The organism is Rhizobium sp. YTU87027 (genome assembly GCF_050644135.1).
Lineage (GTDB): Bacteria > Pseudomonadota > Alphaproteobacteria > Rhizobiales > Rhizobiaceae > Rhizobium.
Window position 1 is genome coordinate 2896701 of record NZ_CP098440.1, and the last position, 14937, is coordinate 2911637.

A 14937-nucleotide genomic window follows, 5' to 3' on the forward strand; every position below is an offset into this window, starting at 1 on the left:
ATTCCAGCGCTTGCGACGCGTTCATTCATATGCAAACAATATATTCAAATTGGCGTCAACCTGTTTCAAACACGCTTCGCTCGCCGGAGAAACCCTAGTCGATCCCGTGATGACGGGCATGGTAAATCTGGTCATCGAGGCATCATCCGGCTCCTATGCCGCAGCTCGGCGCATATAAATCGCATGAATGGGAGGAACCGCATGCTTTTCGATACTCATCTGCATATCGTCGATCGGCAGGCGCTCGATTATCCCTGGCTCTCCGGCGCTGGTAACCTCAACCGGGACAGTCTTTACGAGGACTACGCGCGTGATGCGCTGCGCTGTGGGATCTCCAACGTTCTGCATATGGAGGTGGATGTCGCCCAAGAGCGTATTGATGACGAGACGAACTACGTCAGGGAGATCAGTCGCCGACCGGGCAGCCTCGTGCGCGGCGTCATTGCCGCCTGCCGGCCGGAAGAGGATGGATTCGCGGCCTATCTCGAGCGGTCGCTTGCCGATCCCTTCATCAAGGGGTTCCGCCGCGTCTTGCATGTGGCGCCTGACGACACCGCCGCACGGCCGCTGTTCCGCGAAAACATCAGGCGGTTATCAGCCACCCGCATAACGTTCGACCTCTGCGTCTTCCCGCATCAATTCGAAACCATCCTCGCACTTGTCGATCACTGCCCGGATGTTCGCTTCATCCTCGATCATTGCGCCAACCCGCCAATCAGGAACGGTATGAGCGACGTCTGGCGCAAAGGCATCGCGGAATTTGCCCGCCGCTCGAATGTCACCGCAAAGATCTCAGGCGTCATCGCCTATGGTGACCTCGAAAACTGGTCGGTCGACAGCCTCCGCCCTTATGTCGAGCATACGATCGGGAGCTTCGGTTGGGATCGCGTCGTCTGGGGCAGCGACTGGCCAGTCTGCACGCTGGGCGGCGGGCTGACACCCTGGGTTGCCGCCACTCACGCTCTGACTGCGGGCTGCAGCGCGGAGGAGCGCAACAAACTCTATCTGGCCAATGCCAAGCGCATCTGGTCGATCTAGTACTAGAATAAAAAGGGCGGCGCCGATGGCACCGCCCTTTCCGTTAGAAATCGAAAGCCTTAAGCGGCAGCGAGCTGCAGTTCCTTCTGGACGTTGCTGCGCAGCGTGCCTAGGTCCTTGGCGAAGGCGCGGATGCCTTCTGCGAGCTTTTCAGTCGCCATCGCGTCTTCGTTCATCATCCAGCGGAAGGTCTTTTCGTCGACCGTGATCTTCGGGGCGGGCTTCGTCACGTCAGGCGACAGCTTGCGCTCGAGCTTGCCCTGGTCGTTGGAAAGTTCGTCGAGCAGGTTAGGCGCGATCGTCAGGCGATCGCAACCGGCCAGCGCCTCGATTTCACCGGCGCTGCGGAACGAGGCACCCATGACGATCGTCTTGATGTCGTTGGCCTTGTAGTAGTTGTAAATGTCGCGGACGGAGATGACGCCGGGATCTTCCTCAGGCGTGAATTCCTTGCCCGTCGACTTCTTGTACCAGTCAAGGATACGGCCGACGAACGGCGAGATCAGGAATACCTTGGCGTCAGCGCAGGCAACGGCCTGGGCCTCCGAGAACAGAAGCGTCAGGTTGCAGTCGATGCCTTCCTTCTGCAGGATTTCGGCAGCTCGAATGCCTTCCCAGGTCGAAGCCAGCTTGATCAGGATGCGGTCGCGCTCGATGCCGCGTTCCTTGTAGGCAGCGATGATCGAACGTGCTTTGGCAAGCGATGCTTCCGTATCGAAGGAAAGGTCCGCATCGACTTCGGTCGACACACGACCCGGAACGAGTTTGACGAGCGCGGCGCCAACGGAGATCGCCAGACGATCGGCAACGGCGGCGGAAACGGCCTCCGGATTGCCGCCCTGCTTCTTGCCCCAGGCAACGGCTTCCTTGACCGTGTCTGCGAACATCGGCGTGCCGAGTGCCTTGAGCACGATGCTTGGGTTCGTGGTGCAATCGACCGGCTTCAGACGGGCAACAGCCTCGATGTCACCGGTATCGGCAACGACGGTGGTCATTTCGCGGAGTTGGTCAAGCTTGGATGTCATGGTTACTGGTCCTTTTGACTTGAGCTGCGCGCCGGCGCGATTTTCGACCGGCAAATCTGTCTACGAACAAGCGGTATTGCTGATCGGATCGCGTCCGCGTTTCCGAACGGGCGCTGATGTAAGGGACGGTCGTATCGCCGCGGCGCAAAGACGTCATGCTTCGGCTGCGCGGCACGTCAGGCCGCAGCGCAAATGCTGATGGTGACTTCCCACTTGCCCGCACATTGCCTCCTCGGACGCACAAGGGCGACTTCTTCGCGGCGACTATCGCTATTCCGACCTAGATATGTCAAGGACATTTGTGCATTTCAATTGACATAAGTGTCACACCCGTCATTATCGGGCGGAACAACGAACCTGCCCTGGCTTGATGGTAGATCTAGGGCGCAATTGGCTCCGGAGGAGATGTGGTCAAGCTCAAACGCGGCACGCATACGGCTTATTCTGAAGCATCGTCTCTGAGGTTGCGCGCGGCCTGGCTCTACTACAATCAGGGGCTGACGCAGAAGGACGTCGCCGAACAACTCGGCATCAGCCGCACGACGGTGATCCGTCTGCTCGACGAGGCGATGAAACGCAGCGAAGTGCAGATCTGGATCAACGATTCCATCGGCGATTGTGTTGAACTGTCGGTGAAGCTCGAGCGCGCCTATGACCTCGACGAAGCGATCGTCGTGCCGGCGCCGCCGCAGCCCGACGCCAATTCTCTGGCCAAGAGTGTTGGTCTTGCCTTGGGACAGTTTCTCTCCGAGGCCATTCCCGATGATTACACGATCGGCGTCGGCTGGGGCCGCACCATGACGGCCTCTCTCTCCAGCTTCCGGCCGCCCCGCCGCGACAATTGCAAGGTCGTCTCCCTGCTAGGCGGCGTCGTTGCCGTTCATCAGACGAACCCGATCGACTACACTTGGCGGCTCGCCAGCCAGCTCGGCGCGGAGTGCTACATGTTCCTCGCTCCGCTGCTGGTGGATTCGACCGAGACGAAGCGGAACCTCATCGAGAAATGCGGCCTGGACACGATCTATCGCCTGGCGGAAACGCTGGATCTCGCGATCGTCAGCTGCGGCGATATCGGCCCGCATTCGACCTCTCTGTCGGAGGGGTGGATCTCAAAGGCCGAACTGCAGCAACTGATCGACGCCGGCTGCGTCTGCGACACGATGTTCAATTTCCTCGACAAGGACGGCAACACGGTCGATCACTCGATCAACAGCCGCGTCATGTCGGTGGATCTCGATACACTGAAAAAGGCCAAGCATATCGTGTTGTCATCGGGCGGGGCGCATCGGGCGGTCGCAATCCGGGCCACCATCAAGCGGATCGGCTGCAATACGCTGATTACCGACGAGAGCGCCGCCAAGGCGCTGTTGGGCCTGGCAGAAGCGGTTTAACGGCGCCCGCCTCGGCGTTACCGCAGCTGGCACAGGCGCGACAGTTGCGATTGCGCCCAGTTCCGTCCAACATCCTGGGTATCCGGCAATTCCGATAAAAGGCTTCCGATCTCGCCATCAATTTCGATGTGGGTGTCGGTGATCTTGCAGGCTCCCAGATCGAGGGAGACGGTTGCGACCACCTTGCCCTCCACGGGAGCCATCTGAAAGAGCGCGTTGTCGCCCGTCTCGCAGGTCAAAAGTGCCGTCGCCTTGATGGATGCGAGACTATCTCCCGTCAAACAGACATCTGCAGAAATAACCTTGAAACGGCTGGTTCGATTTGGGCCTACGGGAAGCTGTTCGCACAATTGCGCGGTCGATATCGCTCGCGCTACAGCCGGCCATTCCGGACTACTCATCGCCGATTTGCAGCCCGCCCAGGCCGGAACCAGTGACATCGCGAGCAAGCCAACGGCAATGCCTGCGACCCTGCATGGCTTTTCTCCAGAGTTCATTTCCGCCTCCTCGAGTCCCAGCCTGGAATCAAACCGGTGATTCCTGAGTTTTTGATGGCAGGACTCTCAAAGGAAGAAGCGTATCCACAGGTTGGATAGTTGCCTCGCCGCGATCACGCGTGCGCCGCTTCCCAGCCCAGGATCGCACGCTTGCGGGTAAGGCCCCAGTGATAGCCGGTCAGGGCCCCACCCTTGCCGACCGCCCGATGACAGGGAACAACGAATGAAATCGGGTTCGCACCAACCGCAGCTCCGACCGCGCGCATCGCTTTCGGCCGACCGATGTCATTGGCGATATCGCTATAGGTGACGGCCTTGCCAAAGGGGATTTTCAACAGGCTTTCCCATACCTCCACCTGGAAGTCGGTGCCGATCAGAACGACGCGCAACGGCTGGTCTGACGTCCAGCGTCCGGGCTGAAATATACGCTCGGCATAGGGCGCCGTCGCCTCGGCGTCCTGGACATATGTCGCATTCGGCCAGCGGCATGTCATGTCGTCAAGACAAGCCGCCTCGTCCCCGAGATCGCTGAAGGCAAGTCCGGCGAGTCCACGGTCGGTGGCCATGACAAGCGCGACGCCGAACGGCGAAGGATGGAAGCCGTAGCGGATCGTCAGTCCTCCGCCCTTGGCCTTCCATTCGCCCGGTGACATGGCTTCGTGCGTCACGAAGAGATCGTGCAAGCGGCTGGGGCCAGAAAGCCCAACCTCGATCGATGTCTCCAGCAGAGGCATCGCTTCCTCACGGAGAAGCCGCTTTGCGTGATCGAGCGTGACGGCCTGCAGAAATGCCTTCGGAGACAGGCCCGCCCACCGCGTGAATGTCTTCTGCAACTGCGTCGGCGATTGCTTGAGCCGCGCTGCGATCATTTCGAGAGACGGCTGATCGCGATAGTCCTCGGTAATGAGTTCGATCACCTGGCGCACGGTCTCGTAGTCAGAGCCATCAGGCGTGATGTCGTTGTTCAGCTTGGCTACCATATTCATGATCTTTCTCCTTGTACCAAGGAGATAGTCAAGTGAACCCTCGCAAACCACCCGATTCTTGCGTGCCGATCAAATCCGCTGCTTGACGGTGGCAAGCGCGCCTTTGAAGGCCTTGGCGAAGCTCTCACGGTCATCAGGGTTGAGGAAGGAGCCTATGTCCGTGCCTCTTCCCTCGCCGGAAATATACATGGAAAGGATGCCGATTTCCTGATGCCGGCGAACGAAAAAACGCGTCCAGAACGGATTGAAGTGGTGCTCGATCATCCGACCGGAAGGCGCGAATTTGCGGACGGAAATATCGGTACGCGACACCGTCACTTCCTCCCGCACTCGACCGGAACGGTAGTTCAGCCAGAAAGCGCCGTAGAGCAGCAAAAAATCCAACCCGAAAAAGAAGCCGATCGGCCAGGCGCCGGTGGCCACGAAGAACATGCCATACATGCAGCAGACCACGCCGGTCAGCAGTAGCAACACCTTGAAGCCTTTGCGGCCAAGCGACCGGTACGGAAAAAGCTCCGCGGCAAAAACAGGTTGTTCGTCGGCCCTATCGCCGTTGCTTTCCATCATGGCTGCCAAGTATAGATTTTCCATGCCAACTCCGAAACTCAAATCCACCGCCACATCGTCGCTGAACTCAAAAGTGATCGTTCGCAGCAAGAAACCGGCAGCGGTCCGCTCGGCCTATTCCGAAGCCGAGCGTGAGGAGATATTCCGCCGCTTTTCCGTGCAGCGTCCCGAGCCGAGGGGCGAACTGGAACACACCAACCCCTTCACGCTCGTTGTCGCCGTGGCGCTCTCCGCCCAGGCGACGGACGCAGGCGTCAACAAGGCGACGCGGGCACTCTTCAAGATCGCCGACACGCCCGAAAAGATGCTAGCGCTCGGCGAAGAGCGGGTACGCGAGTACATCAAGACGATCGGCCTCTATCGAAACAAGGCCAAGAACGTCATCGCTCTCTCGCAGATGCTGGTCGAGAAGTTCGATGGCACCGTGCCGCAGACACGCGACGAATTGGTGACGCTGCCCGGTGTCGGCCGCAAGACCGCCAATGTCGTACTCTCCATGGCCTTCGGCCAGGCAACGATGGCAGTGGATACCCACATCTTCCGGATCGCCAACCGCATCAAGCTGGCGCCTGGCAAGACGCCCGATGAGGTCGAGGAACGCCTGATGAAGGTGGTGCCAAAACACTACCTCTACCATGCCCACCACTGGCTAATCCTGCATGGCCGCTATACCTGCAAGGCGCGCAAGCCGGAATGCGAGCGCTGCGTTATCGCCGATATCTGCAAGTCACCCGAAAAGACCTGCGACGTGCCGGCGCCGCTGGTCGAGCTACCACCGCAAGTTATCGGCGAGGCCGTGGAGTAAGACCGGTGCATGCTTTGGCATGCTCGACATGATATCTAACCGCGAGCGCCTGCGTCCTCGCGGGAAATCAGCTTGTGCAGATGCACCATCAATCCTGCGGCGAAGAGCGGCGTCAGCAAATTGACGATCGGAATGGCGAGGAAGGCGGCGATGACAAGCCCTGCGAGGAAGACTGTCGCCGCATGCTTGGCGCGGAACGCCCTTGCCTCCTGCGGCGAGCGGAACCGCATCGCGGCAAACTCGAAGAACTCGCGGCCGAGCAGATAGCCATTGACCAGAAAAAAGGCAATAAGGTTGACGCCCGGCACGAAGAGCAGGATGAGCGCGACGATATTGCCGAGGACGATCACACCTAGAAACTTGATCGAACTTGCGAGCGCCGGACCGAGCGGCATCGCGGTGCCAGGCGGTTCCGAGGGATAATCCCTCTTTTCAACTACCTCGGCCACATCGTCGAGAAACAGGCCGGCGATCAACGCCGTTACCGGTGACAGCAACAGCGCCAATCCGAGCGCCAGCCCCATGCCGGCTGCGATCGCAAACACGAAGCCGAGCCACCCTGCCCAATCCGGCATGGCAGGAAAAAAGCTGGCAATCCACGGGAAGACAAACGATATAAAGGCACTGCGTAACGCCAGCCAAAATCCGACGAGCACCAGAAGCGTCAACCCTAGGACCTTCCAAAAAACTGAGCGCGTTTCTGCCGCCAAAAGATTGATTAGGGATAGGCGAGCCGCCTGAAAGATCATTTTGAGGTCTCCGGTTGCAACAACCATGTAGGAATCCGAACTTTGAACGGCAAGGCTGAAATAAATCCGGCAGATCGACCCAAAACTTGTCGGGAAAGCTATGTTAATATATAGTAATTTATCATCTAAGATTGATTTATCCTGAGAGAAGCTTCCGGAATAGTTGCAAACGACAAGGGTTGTCTGCTTATCCGAGAAATGCTTCCGGGAAGATCTGGACGGCTGACGTGGAAGATTTTGTTCAAAAGCTCCGCCAATACGCCAAGTCCGGCACCCCGGCCGAACGACGAATCGCGAAATACTTCTCGGAACATTTGAACGACCTCCCTTTCGAAACCGCCGCTTCCGTTGCCGACCGGCTGGATTTGAGCCCCATGACGGTGGGCCGTTTTCTTCGGGCGCTTGGTTATCAAGGACTCGACAGCGTCAAGATCCATATCCGCGAGACGAACACCATTTCGCCCACGCAACTGCAGGCATCGCTCACGCAATTGCAGACCGACGCCTCCGCCGGCAAGCCGTTGGCCGTCCTTGTTTCCGAGCAGATTCAGGCACTGCACCATATTTACCACCTGACGGGCCAACCGCAGTGGAGCGAAGCGGTATCGATGATCGCTGCCGCGGGGGAGGTCTTCGTCGCCACGCACGCGCGATTATCCGGCTTTGCGTCCCACTTCGCGCAGCGATTGACGCACGCCCGAGACGGCGTTCGTGCGCTTGACGGAACCGGCAGCCGTTTCGCCGAGCTTTTCGCACGACTGGATGGCACCGACGCCCTGCTGATCGTGATCGACAGCAGGCGCTTCGGCAAAGCCCGGCTGCTGGCCCGAACGGCGCGGCGCTACGGATACAAGGTCATCCTGATTACCGCACAAGGCGCCAATTGGATTCCGGATCAGGCCAATCTTGTGCTCGCTCTTCCACCCGCCCGATCCGAGGACGACGACAACCTGCCGCCGCTCATGGGGCTGCTCGACTGTCTTTCAGAAGCTGTCATCGCCGCCGCCGGCGAAGAAGCGAGCGCCCGCACCCGTCGCATGGCCGAATTCGGCAACGTGCTTGGAGAGGGCGGAAACCGCTAGGCCCTACTCCATCGCTTCCAGTTCGGCGCGGTGGCGATACATGGCGAGCAGTCTGCGATAATCGCGGTCGTAAAGGCCTTGTTTGCTAGCATTCGGCAGTCGCTCTTCGCCGCCCGGATACATGGCCGACCCTGCTTCCGCAAGATTGCCATAGAGACCGCACGCAACGGAAGCGGCCATCGCCGTGCCTAGCAGCACCGCCTCATTCATCTTCGGCACCACGACCTTGCAGCCGGTTGCATCCGAATAGAGCTCCATCAGCACGGGGTTCTTCACATGGCCGCCCGCGACATGCAGCGTATCGGGCACGTAGCCGTACTCCTTCATCCGCTCGAGGATGTGACGGATCCCCAGCGCGATGGCCACGGCGGCGCGCCAATAGAGCGCGCAGAGCCCGTCGAAGGACGTGTCGAGCGTCAGGCCACTTATACCGCCGACGGCATGCGGGTCGGCAAGCGGCGAGCGGTTGCCGTGGAAATCCGGCAGGACAAAGATGCGAGCGCCGAATTCGTCGCCCTCTTCGGCGCGAAGTTGCGCGATGCGTAGGACGATCTTCTGATGCAGCGTCGCCGTCGGCTCGCCACCGGCCGCGTGCATTCGCACGATATGGTCGAGCAACGCGCCTGTTGCCGATTGCCCTGCCTCGACCAGCCAGGATTCCGGGAAAACGGCCTCGTAGTATGGACCCCACATACCGTGGCTTGGCTTGCGCTCGCGCGAGAACGACACGATGCAGCTCGATGTGCCGGCAATGAGCGCCAGTTGGCGTTCCAGCCTGCGTGCATCCTGTGCCTCGCCACCAAGCGTGCCGAGAGCCCCGGCATAGGCGTCGATCATGCCTGAAGAAACATGGCACGCGGTTGTCAATCCGAGGGCCGAGGCGGCCTCCTGCGTCAGCGTCCCGACGCTCTCGCCGACCGGGACCGTCTCCTCCGGCAACCGTCCGCGTTCCAGGAGATCATCGAGCCCGATCTGTGCGAGAAAGTCCTTCTGCCAACCCTTGTCGAGATGGGCAAGATAGTTCCATTTGGCCGTCAGTGTGCAGCGCGAACGGGCAAGCGCGCCGGTTGCCTTCCAGGTCATGAAATCGGCAAGATCGAACAGATAGCCGGTGTTCATCCAAGTGCCGGGCAGCTTCTTCTTCAGCCACATCAGCTTGGGCATTTCCATTTCCGGCGACATGAAATGCCCGGAATGCTCCAGCACGGGATGTTTCGTCGCCGTGCAGAAGTCAGCTTCCTTCAGCGCCCGATGGTCGAGCCAGACGATCGTGTCGAAACGCCGTTCCCCGCCGGTGGAAACGCTGATCTGGCCGCCGTCGACATCGCGCACGACGAGCGAGCAGGTGGCGTCGAAGCCGATGGCACCCACCGATGCCGGTGCCGCGCCCGATTGCTCCATCGCCTTGCGTACGACAATGCAGACCGCCGACCAGATATCTTCGGAATCGTGTTCGGCGTGGTTCTCACGCGGCCGATTCATGATGATCGGGTGTTCCGCCTTGCCCAGCAGCGCGCCGCGAGCGTCGAAGACGCCGGCGCGCGCACTGCCCGTGCCGATATCGACCGCAACCACATGCTGAGGCATTAAAGGAGCATCCCGTCCTGCTTATGTTTTCGGACAAGGTGGATCAAATCCGGCATCGCGTCAAACACGGCTTCGGGAGAAAGCCGGTCAAGTTCAGCGCGATAGCCGGAAAAATTGGCGTGCGAGCCGCCGGTGAAAGCAAACACCGTCATGCCTGCAGCCTTCGCCGCCTCGATCCCCGCCGGGCTGTCTTCCACGACGACGCAATTGGCCGGATCGACGTTCATTTCGCGCGCGGCATGAAGAAAAAGGTCCGGCGCCGGCTTGCCGTGCTTGACCATCGTCGCGCTGAAGATATCAGGCAGCCGATCGATCAGGCCGGTGACCGTCAGCGACAGGCGGATGCGCTCCACCTGGCTCGAAGACGCGACGCAACAGGGAATCCCGAGTCGATCGATCGTGTCACCAATCCCATCGATCGGCTTCAATTCCCTGCGAAGCCGGGCGTAGAGATCGGTGCGGATCTGTTCGAGAAATTCCTGGCCGGGGTGAACATTGTATTCTGTCTTCATCGTCTCGATCACCGTCGCGAGACTGCGTCCGAGGAAACGGCCATAAACCTCCTCCTCGGTGATCGGCACATCGAGATCGTTCATTGCCTTGACGAGGACGCCCACCGATATCGGCTCGCTGTCGACGAGAACGCCGTCGCAATCGAAAATGACCAGCCGTGTTTCAGCCTTAGCCATGGCAGACCCAATCGCAGTTGGTGCAGAAATTCCGTCCGCCGGATCTGGCGGGGGGGGCGACAGGAATGCCGCCACTAATCCTTACACAGCAAGCTTGTTGTCGAGATAAAGCTGCAGGGTTGCGCGCGTACCCTTTTCCCAAAGGGTTTTCAGTGCGTGGGCAAAGCGCTTGCGGAACACCTCGGATTTCGACACCTCGCCGAAGATGTCGTCGAAGGAGAGGAAGGCCATCGGCTCGTCCTTCGCTTTCAGTGCTGCCGCATGCAGCCGGTCGGCACTGGCATCGTTGAAGGCGATATCCTTGCCGCTATCAGTCTTGCCCGCAAAGTAGCGGCACCACAGCGCCGACACCAACGCTAGGCCGACAACATCCCTGCCCTGGTTCAGATTGTCGAGCGTCGACGGCAGGATGAATTTCGGCTGCCGGTTCGATCCATCCTGCGCCAGGCGTGGGATGGTGTCGGCAATCTTGGGATTGAGCAGCCGATGCTCGATCAGCGCGAAATAATCGGTCAGCGAAGTGTCAGGCACCGGTGGAACGATCGGAATGATCTCTTCCTTTTCCAGCTTGGCGAGGAAGGCGCGGATCAGCGGGTCTTCCATCGAGTCATGCACGAAATGGATGTCCATCAGCGCTGCCGGATAGGCAATCGCCGCGTGTCCTCCGTTCAGGATGCGGATCTTCATGTGCTCGTAGGGCGTCACATCAGGCACGAAGGTGACGCCGACCTTCTCCAGCGCCGGACGCCCCGCAGTGAACTTGTCTTCCAGCACCCACTGCTTGAACTCTTCGCAATAGACCGGCCAGTTGTCCTCGATGCCGAAGGCATCCTGCAGAAGATCGATTTCGCGCTGCCCCGTCGCCGGCGTGATGCGGTCCACCATCGCGTTCGGGAAGGCGACATTCGCCTTGATCCAGTCGGCGAAGGCGGGATCGGAAAGCCGCGCCGTGCCGACAACGGCGTTCGAGGTCACGACGCCGTTATGCGGAATGTTGTCGCACGACATGACGGTGAAGGGCACGATACCCTTCTCTTTACGCGCCTTGAGACCGGCGACGATAAGACCGAAGACCGTCTTCGGTTCGGACGGATTCTGGCCGTCCGCGGCGATCGCCGGATGAGCCGGATTGAACTTGCCCGACGCGTCGATGAAATAGCCACCCTCGGTGATTGTCATCGAAACGATGCGGATTACGGGATCGGCAAGCTTTGCGATGATCGCCTTGGCATCGCCGACCGGCAGGATGTCGATCATCGGTGCGGTGACGCGCGCGGCCGTCTTGTTGTTGTCCTGCTCGACGACGGTCGTCAGGAAGTCTTGCGCGGCGAGCTTTTCGCGCATCGCCGCGTCGGAGGGGAGAATGCCCGCGCCGATGATCGCCCAGTCATGATCCTTGCCAAGATTGAACAGGTCGTCGAGATAGATCGCCTGGTGGGCGCGGTGAAAATTGCCCACGCCGAAGTGCACGATGCCCGCCTTCAGTGACGCCCGCTCATAGGTCGGTACGGCGGCCGTTTTTGCCGCCTCGGAAAACGTTGCCAGCGATAGTTTGCACGTCATGTCTCAGTCCTCTTGAAGGTCTTCGGGATCAGCTATGACCCCGGTATCGGCACGCCGGGCACCTTGTCCGGCGTTGCTCTCTCGTCCCCTACCCGGCAACAATGCGCTCAGATGGCGAGGCCGCCTTCGTTGAATTTGTGGATCCGCGTCTTATCGGGCGTCAGATAAACAACATCGCCGGCCTTTGCCGGAAAGTCGCCACCGCCACGCGCCGTGACATGACCGATACCCTCGACATCGACATGCAGAAAGGTGTCCGCACCGAGATGCTCGGCGACCATGACCTTACCCTTCCAATCGCCGCCTTCGGTCGACAGCAACACATGCTCCGGCCGCACACCGATCGTGGGCGCGCCAAGCTGCGCGGCATACTGGCCCTTCACGAAATTCATCTTCGGCGAACCGATGAAGCCCGCCACGAAAAGGTTGCGCGGCTTGTGATAGAGCTCCAGCGGCGAGCCGACCTGCTCGATATTGCCGCGGTTCAGTACCACGATCTTGTCGGCCATGGTCATGGCCTCGACCTGGTCGTGGGTGACGTAGATCATCGTCGTTTTCAGCTGCTGGTGCAGTTCACTGATCTCGAGGCGCATGTTGACGCGAAGGGCCGCGTCCAGATTCGAAAGCGGCTCGTCGAAAAGGAAAGCTGACGGCTGACGCACAATGGCACGGCCGATCGCGACACGCTGGCGTTGACCGCCCGAGAGCTGACGCGGCTTGCGCTCGAGATAGTCGGTAAGGTTGAGGACCCGCGCAGCGTCTGCGACCTTTCTGTCGATCTCCGCCTTGTCGACGCCGGCCATCTTCAGCGGGAAGGCGATGTTGTTGCGCACGCTCATATGCGGATAGAGCGCATAGGACTGGAACACCATCGCGAGGCCGCGTTCGGACGGCGCCTTCTCGGTCGCGTCCTTGCCATCGATGACAATATTGCCTCCCGACACATCCTCGAGGCCTGCAATCAGCCTGAGAAGTGTGGACTTGCCGCAGCCCGAGGGGCCGACGAAGACGACGAACTCACCGTCCTTGATGTCGAGGTCGATCGACGGGATGACCTTGGCTTCACCGAAGACCTTCGAGACTTTCTGAAGGGTAATGCTGCCCATGTTTCTCTCCCTGATATCTTATTTCACCGCGCCGAAGGTCAGACCGCGGACGAGTTGTTTCTGCGAGAACCAGCCGAGGATCAGGATCGGGGCGATCGCCATCGTGGAGGCCGCCGAAAGCTTGGCGTAAAACAGGCCTTCGGGGCTGGAGTAGGACGCAATGAACGCCGTCAGCGGCGCCGCTCTCGAGGCGCTGAGGTTCAGCGTCCAGAAGGCCTCGTTCCAGGCCAGGATGATGTTGAGGAGGAGTGTCGAGGCGATGCCCGGCACCGCCATCGGCGTCAGCACGTAAATGATCTCCTTGAGAAGCGAGGCGCCGTCCATCCGGGCTGCTTCGAGGATTTCGCCAGGGATTTCCTTGAAGTAGGTGTAGAGCATCCACACGATGATCGGCAGGTTGATCAGCGTCAGCACGATCACCAGTCCAAAACGGCTGTCGAGCAAGCCCGAGTTGCGGAACAGCAGGTAGATCGGGATGAGCGCGCCGACTGGAGGCATCATCTTCGTGGACAGCATCCACATCAGAAGATCCTTCGTCCGCTTGGTCGGCGAGAACGCCATGGCCCAGGCGGCGGGGATGGCGATGATCAGACCGATCAGCGTCGAGCCAAAGGAAATGATCACCGAGTTCATGAAGTGGCTGAGATAGTTTGAGCGGCTCTGTACCTCCGCATAGCTCTCCGTTGTCCAGTGGAAGAACAGGAACTGCGGCGGCGAGGCGATGGCATCCGCTTCCGTTTTGAAGCTGGTCAGGAACGTCCAGAGGATCGGGAAGAAGATCAGGATGCCGAGCGTCCAGGCGATCGCTGTCATGACCACTTTGCGTCGAGTTGAGACCTTTCTAGCCATCTCAAGCCTCCAGATTCTTGCCGACAAGGCGCACGAGGAAGATCGCAACGATGTTGGCGAGGATGACTGCGACGATACCGCCCGCCGAGGCGCCGCCGATATCGAATTGCAGCAGTGCCTGCGCGTAAACGAGGAACGTAAGGTTCGTGCTCTGCGTACCGGGACCGCCGTTCGTGGTGACCAGGATTTCAGCAAAGACCGAGAGCAGGAAGATCGTCTGAATCAGGATCACCACGGTAATGGCGCGGGCCATGTGTGGCAGGATGATGTAGATGAACTTCGAGATCGCACCGGCGCCATCCATCTCGGCGGCCTCCTTCTGCTCTTCATCGAGCGACTGCAATGCCGTCAGCATGATGAGGGTCGCAAAGGGCAGCCACTGCCAGGCAACGATGAGAATGATCGAAAACAGCGGCGCATTCGCCAGCCAGTCGTAAGGCTGCAGGCCGAATGCCTTGGCAAGATGCGCGAAGAGCCCGTTGACCGGGTTCATGAACATGTTCTTCCACACCAGCGCCGCGACAGTCGGCATGACGAAGAAGGGCGCGATCACCAGGATGCGCACGATCCCCTGCCCGTAAATATCCTGGTCGAGCAGCAACGCGAACAGGATGCCACCGATAACAGTGATCAACAGCACTCCAACTACCAGCAGCAACGTGTTGATCAACGCAGAGAGAAAAGCCGGGTCGGTCAGGAAATATTTATAGTTCAGGAAACCGACGAAGGTTTCCATGCCCGGGCTGAGCAAATTGTAGTTCAGCGTCGAGAAGTAGATCGTCATCACGAGCGGGACGATCATCCACAGGAAGAGAAGCACAACAGACGGTGCGACCATCATTCGCGCTGCAGAGCGGGTGTGTAACGTTGCCATGGCGATGACCGATCCTGTTTAAGGGGCAGACGGCTGCAGGGCAGCAGAGAAAAAAGGGGGTCGCCGACGCAGTTTGGGCAATTCGGCGACCCAGACGGGCGGGGAGGTCAAAGGCCCCGCCTTCTCAGG

The 14937-nt window shown here is 59.8% G+C and carries 15 protein-coding genes; 4 read left to right on the plus strand and 11 right to left on the minus strand.

Going from position 1 to position 14937, the window contains the following annotated elements; genetic code table 11:
• Nucleotides 1-201: 201 nt before the first annotated feature.
• Nucleotides 202-1038, plus strand: coding sequence for an amidohydrolase family protein (locus NBG89_RS14360; RefSeq protein ID WP_431320513.1), 837 nt, complete (start codon nt 202-204; stop codon nt 1036-1038).
• 59 nt (nt 1039-1097) lie between these two features.
• Here the strand turns inward: NBG89_RS14360 and tal are convergent, their stop codons facing one another.
• Nucleotides 1098-2063: a transaldolase gene (gene tal / locus NBG89_RS14365; protein WP_431320514.1), complete on the minus strand. Its 966-nt coding sequence runs from the start codon at nt 2061-2063 to the stop codon at nt 1098-1100.
• A gap of 407 nt (nt 2064-2470) precedes the next feature.
• Here tal and NBG89_RS14370 point away from each other — a divergent pair, with 407 nt between their 5' ends.
• Complete coding sequence (locus tag NBG89_RS14370) at nt 2471-3454, plus strand: sugar-binding transcriptional regulator (RefSeq protein ID WP_431320515.1); 984 nt, start codon at nt 2471-2473, stop codon at nt 3452-3454.
• Between the two features lie 17 nt (nt 3455-3471).
• On the opposite strand, the gene NBG89_RS14375 is transcribed toward NBG89_RS14370, so the two are convergent.
• From NBG89_RS14375 to NBG89_RS14385, 3 genes are all read right to left on the minus strand, one after another.
• Entirely contained in the window at nt 3472-3951 is a 480-nt protein-coding gene (locus NBG89_RS14375) for a hypothetical protein (protein ID WP_431320516.1), read from the minus strand.
• Nucleotides 3952-4064: 113 nt separating this feature from the next.
• Nucleotides 4065-4937, minus strand: a complete 873-nt coding sequence (locus tag NBG89_RS14380) for a methylated-DNA--[protein]-cysteine S-methyltransferase (RefSeq protein ID WP_088692183.1) — start codon at nt 4935-4937, stop codon at nt 4065-4067.
• A gap of 69 nt (nt 4938-5006) precedes the next feature.
• Nucleotides 5007-5504, minus strand: coding sequence for a DUF2244 domain-containing protein (locus NBG89_RS14385; RefSeq protein ID WP_088692230.1), 498 nt, complete (start codon nt 5502-5504; stop codon nt 5007-5009).
• On the opposite strand from NBG89_RS14385, the gene nth reads away from it, so the two are divergent.
• Nucleotides 5503-6309: an endonuclease III gene (gene nth / locus NBG89_RS14390; RefSeq protein WP_431320517.1), complete on the plus strand. Its 807-nt coding sequence runs from the start codon at nt 5503-5505 to the stop codon at nt 6307-6309. The two genes, NBG89_RS14385 and nth, sit on opposite strands and share 2 nt — an antisense overlap.
• Before the next feature lie 35 nt (nt 6310-6344).
• Here the strand turns inward: nth and NBG89_RS14395 are convergent, their stop codons facing one another.
• Complete coding sequence (locus NBG89_RS14395) at nt 6345-7058, minus strand: sulfate transporter family protein (RefSeq protein ID WP_431320518.1); 714 nt, start codon at nt 7056-7058, stop codon at nt 6345-6347.
• A gap of 227 nt (nt 7059-7285) precedes the next feature.
• Between NBG89_RS14395 and NBG89_RS14400 the strand changes: the two genes are divergently transcribed.
• Nucleotides 7286-8140 (plus strand): MurR/RpiR family transcriptional regulator, encoded by an 855-nt coding sequence (locus NBG89_RS14400; protein ID WP_431320519.1) that lies wholly within the window; start codon nt 7286-7288, stop codon nt 8138-8140.
• Nucleotides 8141-8143: 3 nt separating this feature from the next.
• Here NBG89_RS14400 and NBG89_RS14405 read toward each other — a convergent pair whose 3' ends face one another.
• From NBG89_RS14405 to NBG89_RS14430, 6 genes are all read right to left on the minus strand, one after another.
• Nucleotides 8144-9727 (minus strand): FGGY-family carbohydrate kinase, encoded by a 1584-nt coding sequence (locus NBG89_RS14405; protein ID WP_431320520.1) that lies wholly within the window; start codon nt 9725-9727, stop codon nt 8144-8146.
• Entirely contained in the window at nt 9727-10416 is a 690-nt protein-coding gene (locus NBG89_RS14410; RefSeq protein ID WP_431320521.1) for an HAD family hydrolase, read from the minus strand. Before NBG89_RS14410 ends, NBG89_RS14405 begins: the two co-directional genes overlap by 1 nt.
• 81 nt (nt 10417-10497) lie before the next feature.
• Nucleotides 10498-11979, minus strand: a complete 1482-nt coding sequence (locus tag NBG89_RS14415; protein WP_431320522.1) for a mannitol dehydrogenase family protein — start codon at nt 11977-11979, stop codon at nt 10498-10500.
• 107 nt (nt 11980-12086) lie between these two features.
• A complete protein-coding gene (locus NBG89_RS14420) occupies nt 12087-13085 on the minus strand; it encodes an ABC transporter ATP-binding protein (RefSeq protein WP_431320523.1) in 999 nt (332 codons plus the stop codon).
• An 18-nt stretch (nt 13086-13103) separates the two neighbouring features.
• Nucleotides 13104-13934 (minus strand): carbohydrate ABC transporter permease, encoded by an 831-nt coding sequence (locus tag NBG89_RS14425; RefSeq protein ID WP_431320524.1) that lies wholly within the window; start codon nt 13932-13934, stop codon nt 13104-13106.
• A 1-nt stretch (nt 13935) separates the two neighbouring features.
• The gene (locus tag NBG89_RS14430) at nt 13936-14808 is read right to left on the minus strand and encodes a carbohydrate ABC transporter permease (RefSeq protein ID WP_088692192.1); all 873 of its coding nucleotides are present in this window, start codon (nt 14806-14808) and stop codon (nt 13936-13938) included.
• Nucleotides 14809-14937 lie beyond the last annotated feature (129 nt).

What these genes read in the sequence shown, in the direction of transcription:
- NBG89_RS14360 (WP_431320513.1), top strand. Translation starts at nt 202, where the DNA reads ATGCTTTTCGATACTCATCTGCATATCGTCGATCGGCAGGCGCTCGAT.
- tal (WP_431320514.1), bottom strand. Translation starts at nt 2,063, where the DNA reads ATGACATCCAAGCTTGACCAACTCCGCGAAATGACCACCGTCGTTGCC.
- NBG89_RS14375 (WP_431320516.1), bottom strand. Translation starts at nt 3,951, where the DNA reads ATGAACTCTGGAGAAAAGCCATGCAGGGTCGCAGGCATTGCCGTTGGC.
- NBG89_RS14380 (WP_088692183.1), bottom strand. Translation starts at nt 4,937, where the DNA reads ATGAATATGGTAGCCAAGCTGAACAACGACATCACGCCTGATGGCTCT.
- nth (WP_431320517.1), top strand. Translation starts at nt 5,503, where the DNA reads ATGGCTGCCAAGTATAGATTTTCCATGCCAACTCCGAAACTCAAATCC.
- NBG89_RS14385 (WP_088692230.1), bottom strand. Translation starts at nt 5,504, where the DNA reads ATGATGGAAAGCAACGGCGATAGGGCCGACGAACAACCTGTTTTTGCC.
- NBG89_RS14395 (WP_431320518.1), bottom strand. Translation starts at nt 7,058, where the DNA reads ATGATCTTTCAGGCGGCTCGCCTATCCCTAATCAATCTTTTGGCGGCA.
- NBG89_RS14405 (WP_431320520.1), bottom strand. Translation starts at nt 9,727, where the DNA reads ATGCCTCAGCATGTGGTTGCGGTCGATATCGGCACGGGCAGTGCGCGC.
- NBG89_RS14410 (WP_431320521.1), bottom strand. Translation starts at nt 10,416, where the DNA reads ATGGCTAAGGCTGAAACACGGCTGGTCATTTTCGATTGCGACGGCGTT.
- NBG89_RS14415 (WP_431320522.1), bottom strand. Translation starts at nt 11,979, where the DNA reads ATGACGTGCAAACTATCGCTGGCAACGTTTTCCGAGGCGGCAAAAACG.
- NBG89_RS14420 (WP_431320523.1), bottom strand. Translation starts at nt 13,085, where the DNA reads ATGGGCAGCATTACCCTTCAGAAAGTCTCGAAGGTCTTCGGTGAAGCC.
- NBG89_RS14425 (WP_431320524.1), bottom strand. Translation starts at nt 13,934, where the DNA reads ATGGCTAGAAAGGTCTCAACTCGACGCAAAGTGGTCATGACAGCGATC.
- NBG89_RS14430 (WP_088692192.1), bottom strand. Translation starts at nt 14,808, where the DNA reads ATGGCAACGTTACACACCCGCTCTGCAGCGCGAATGATGGTCGCACCG.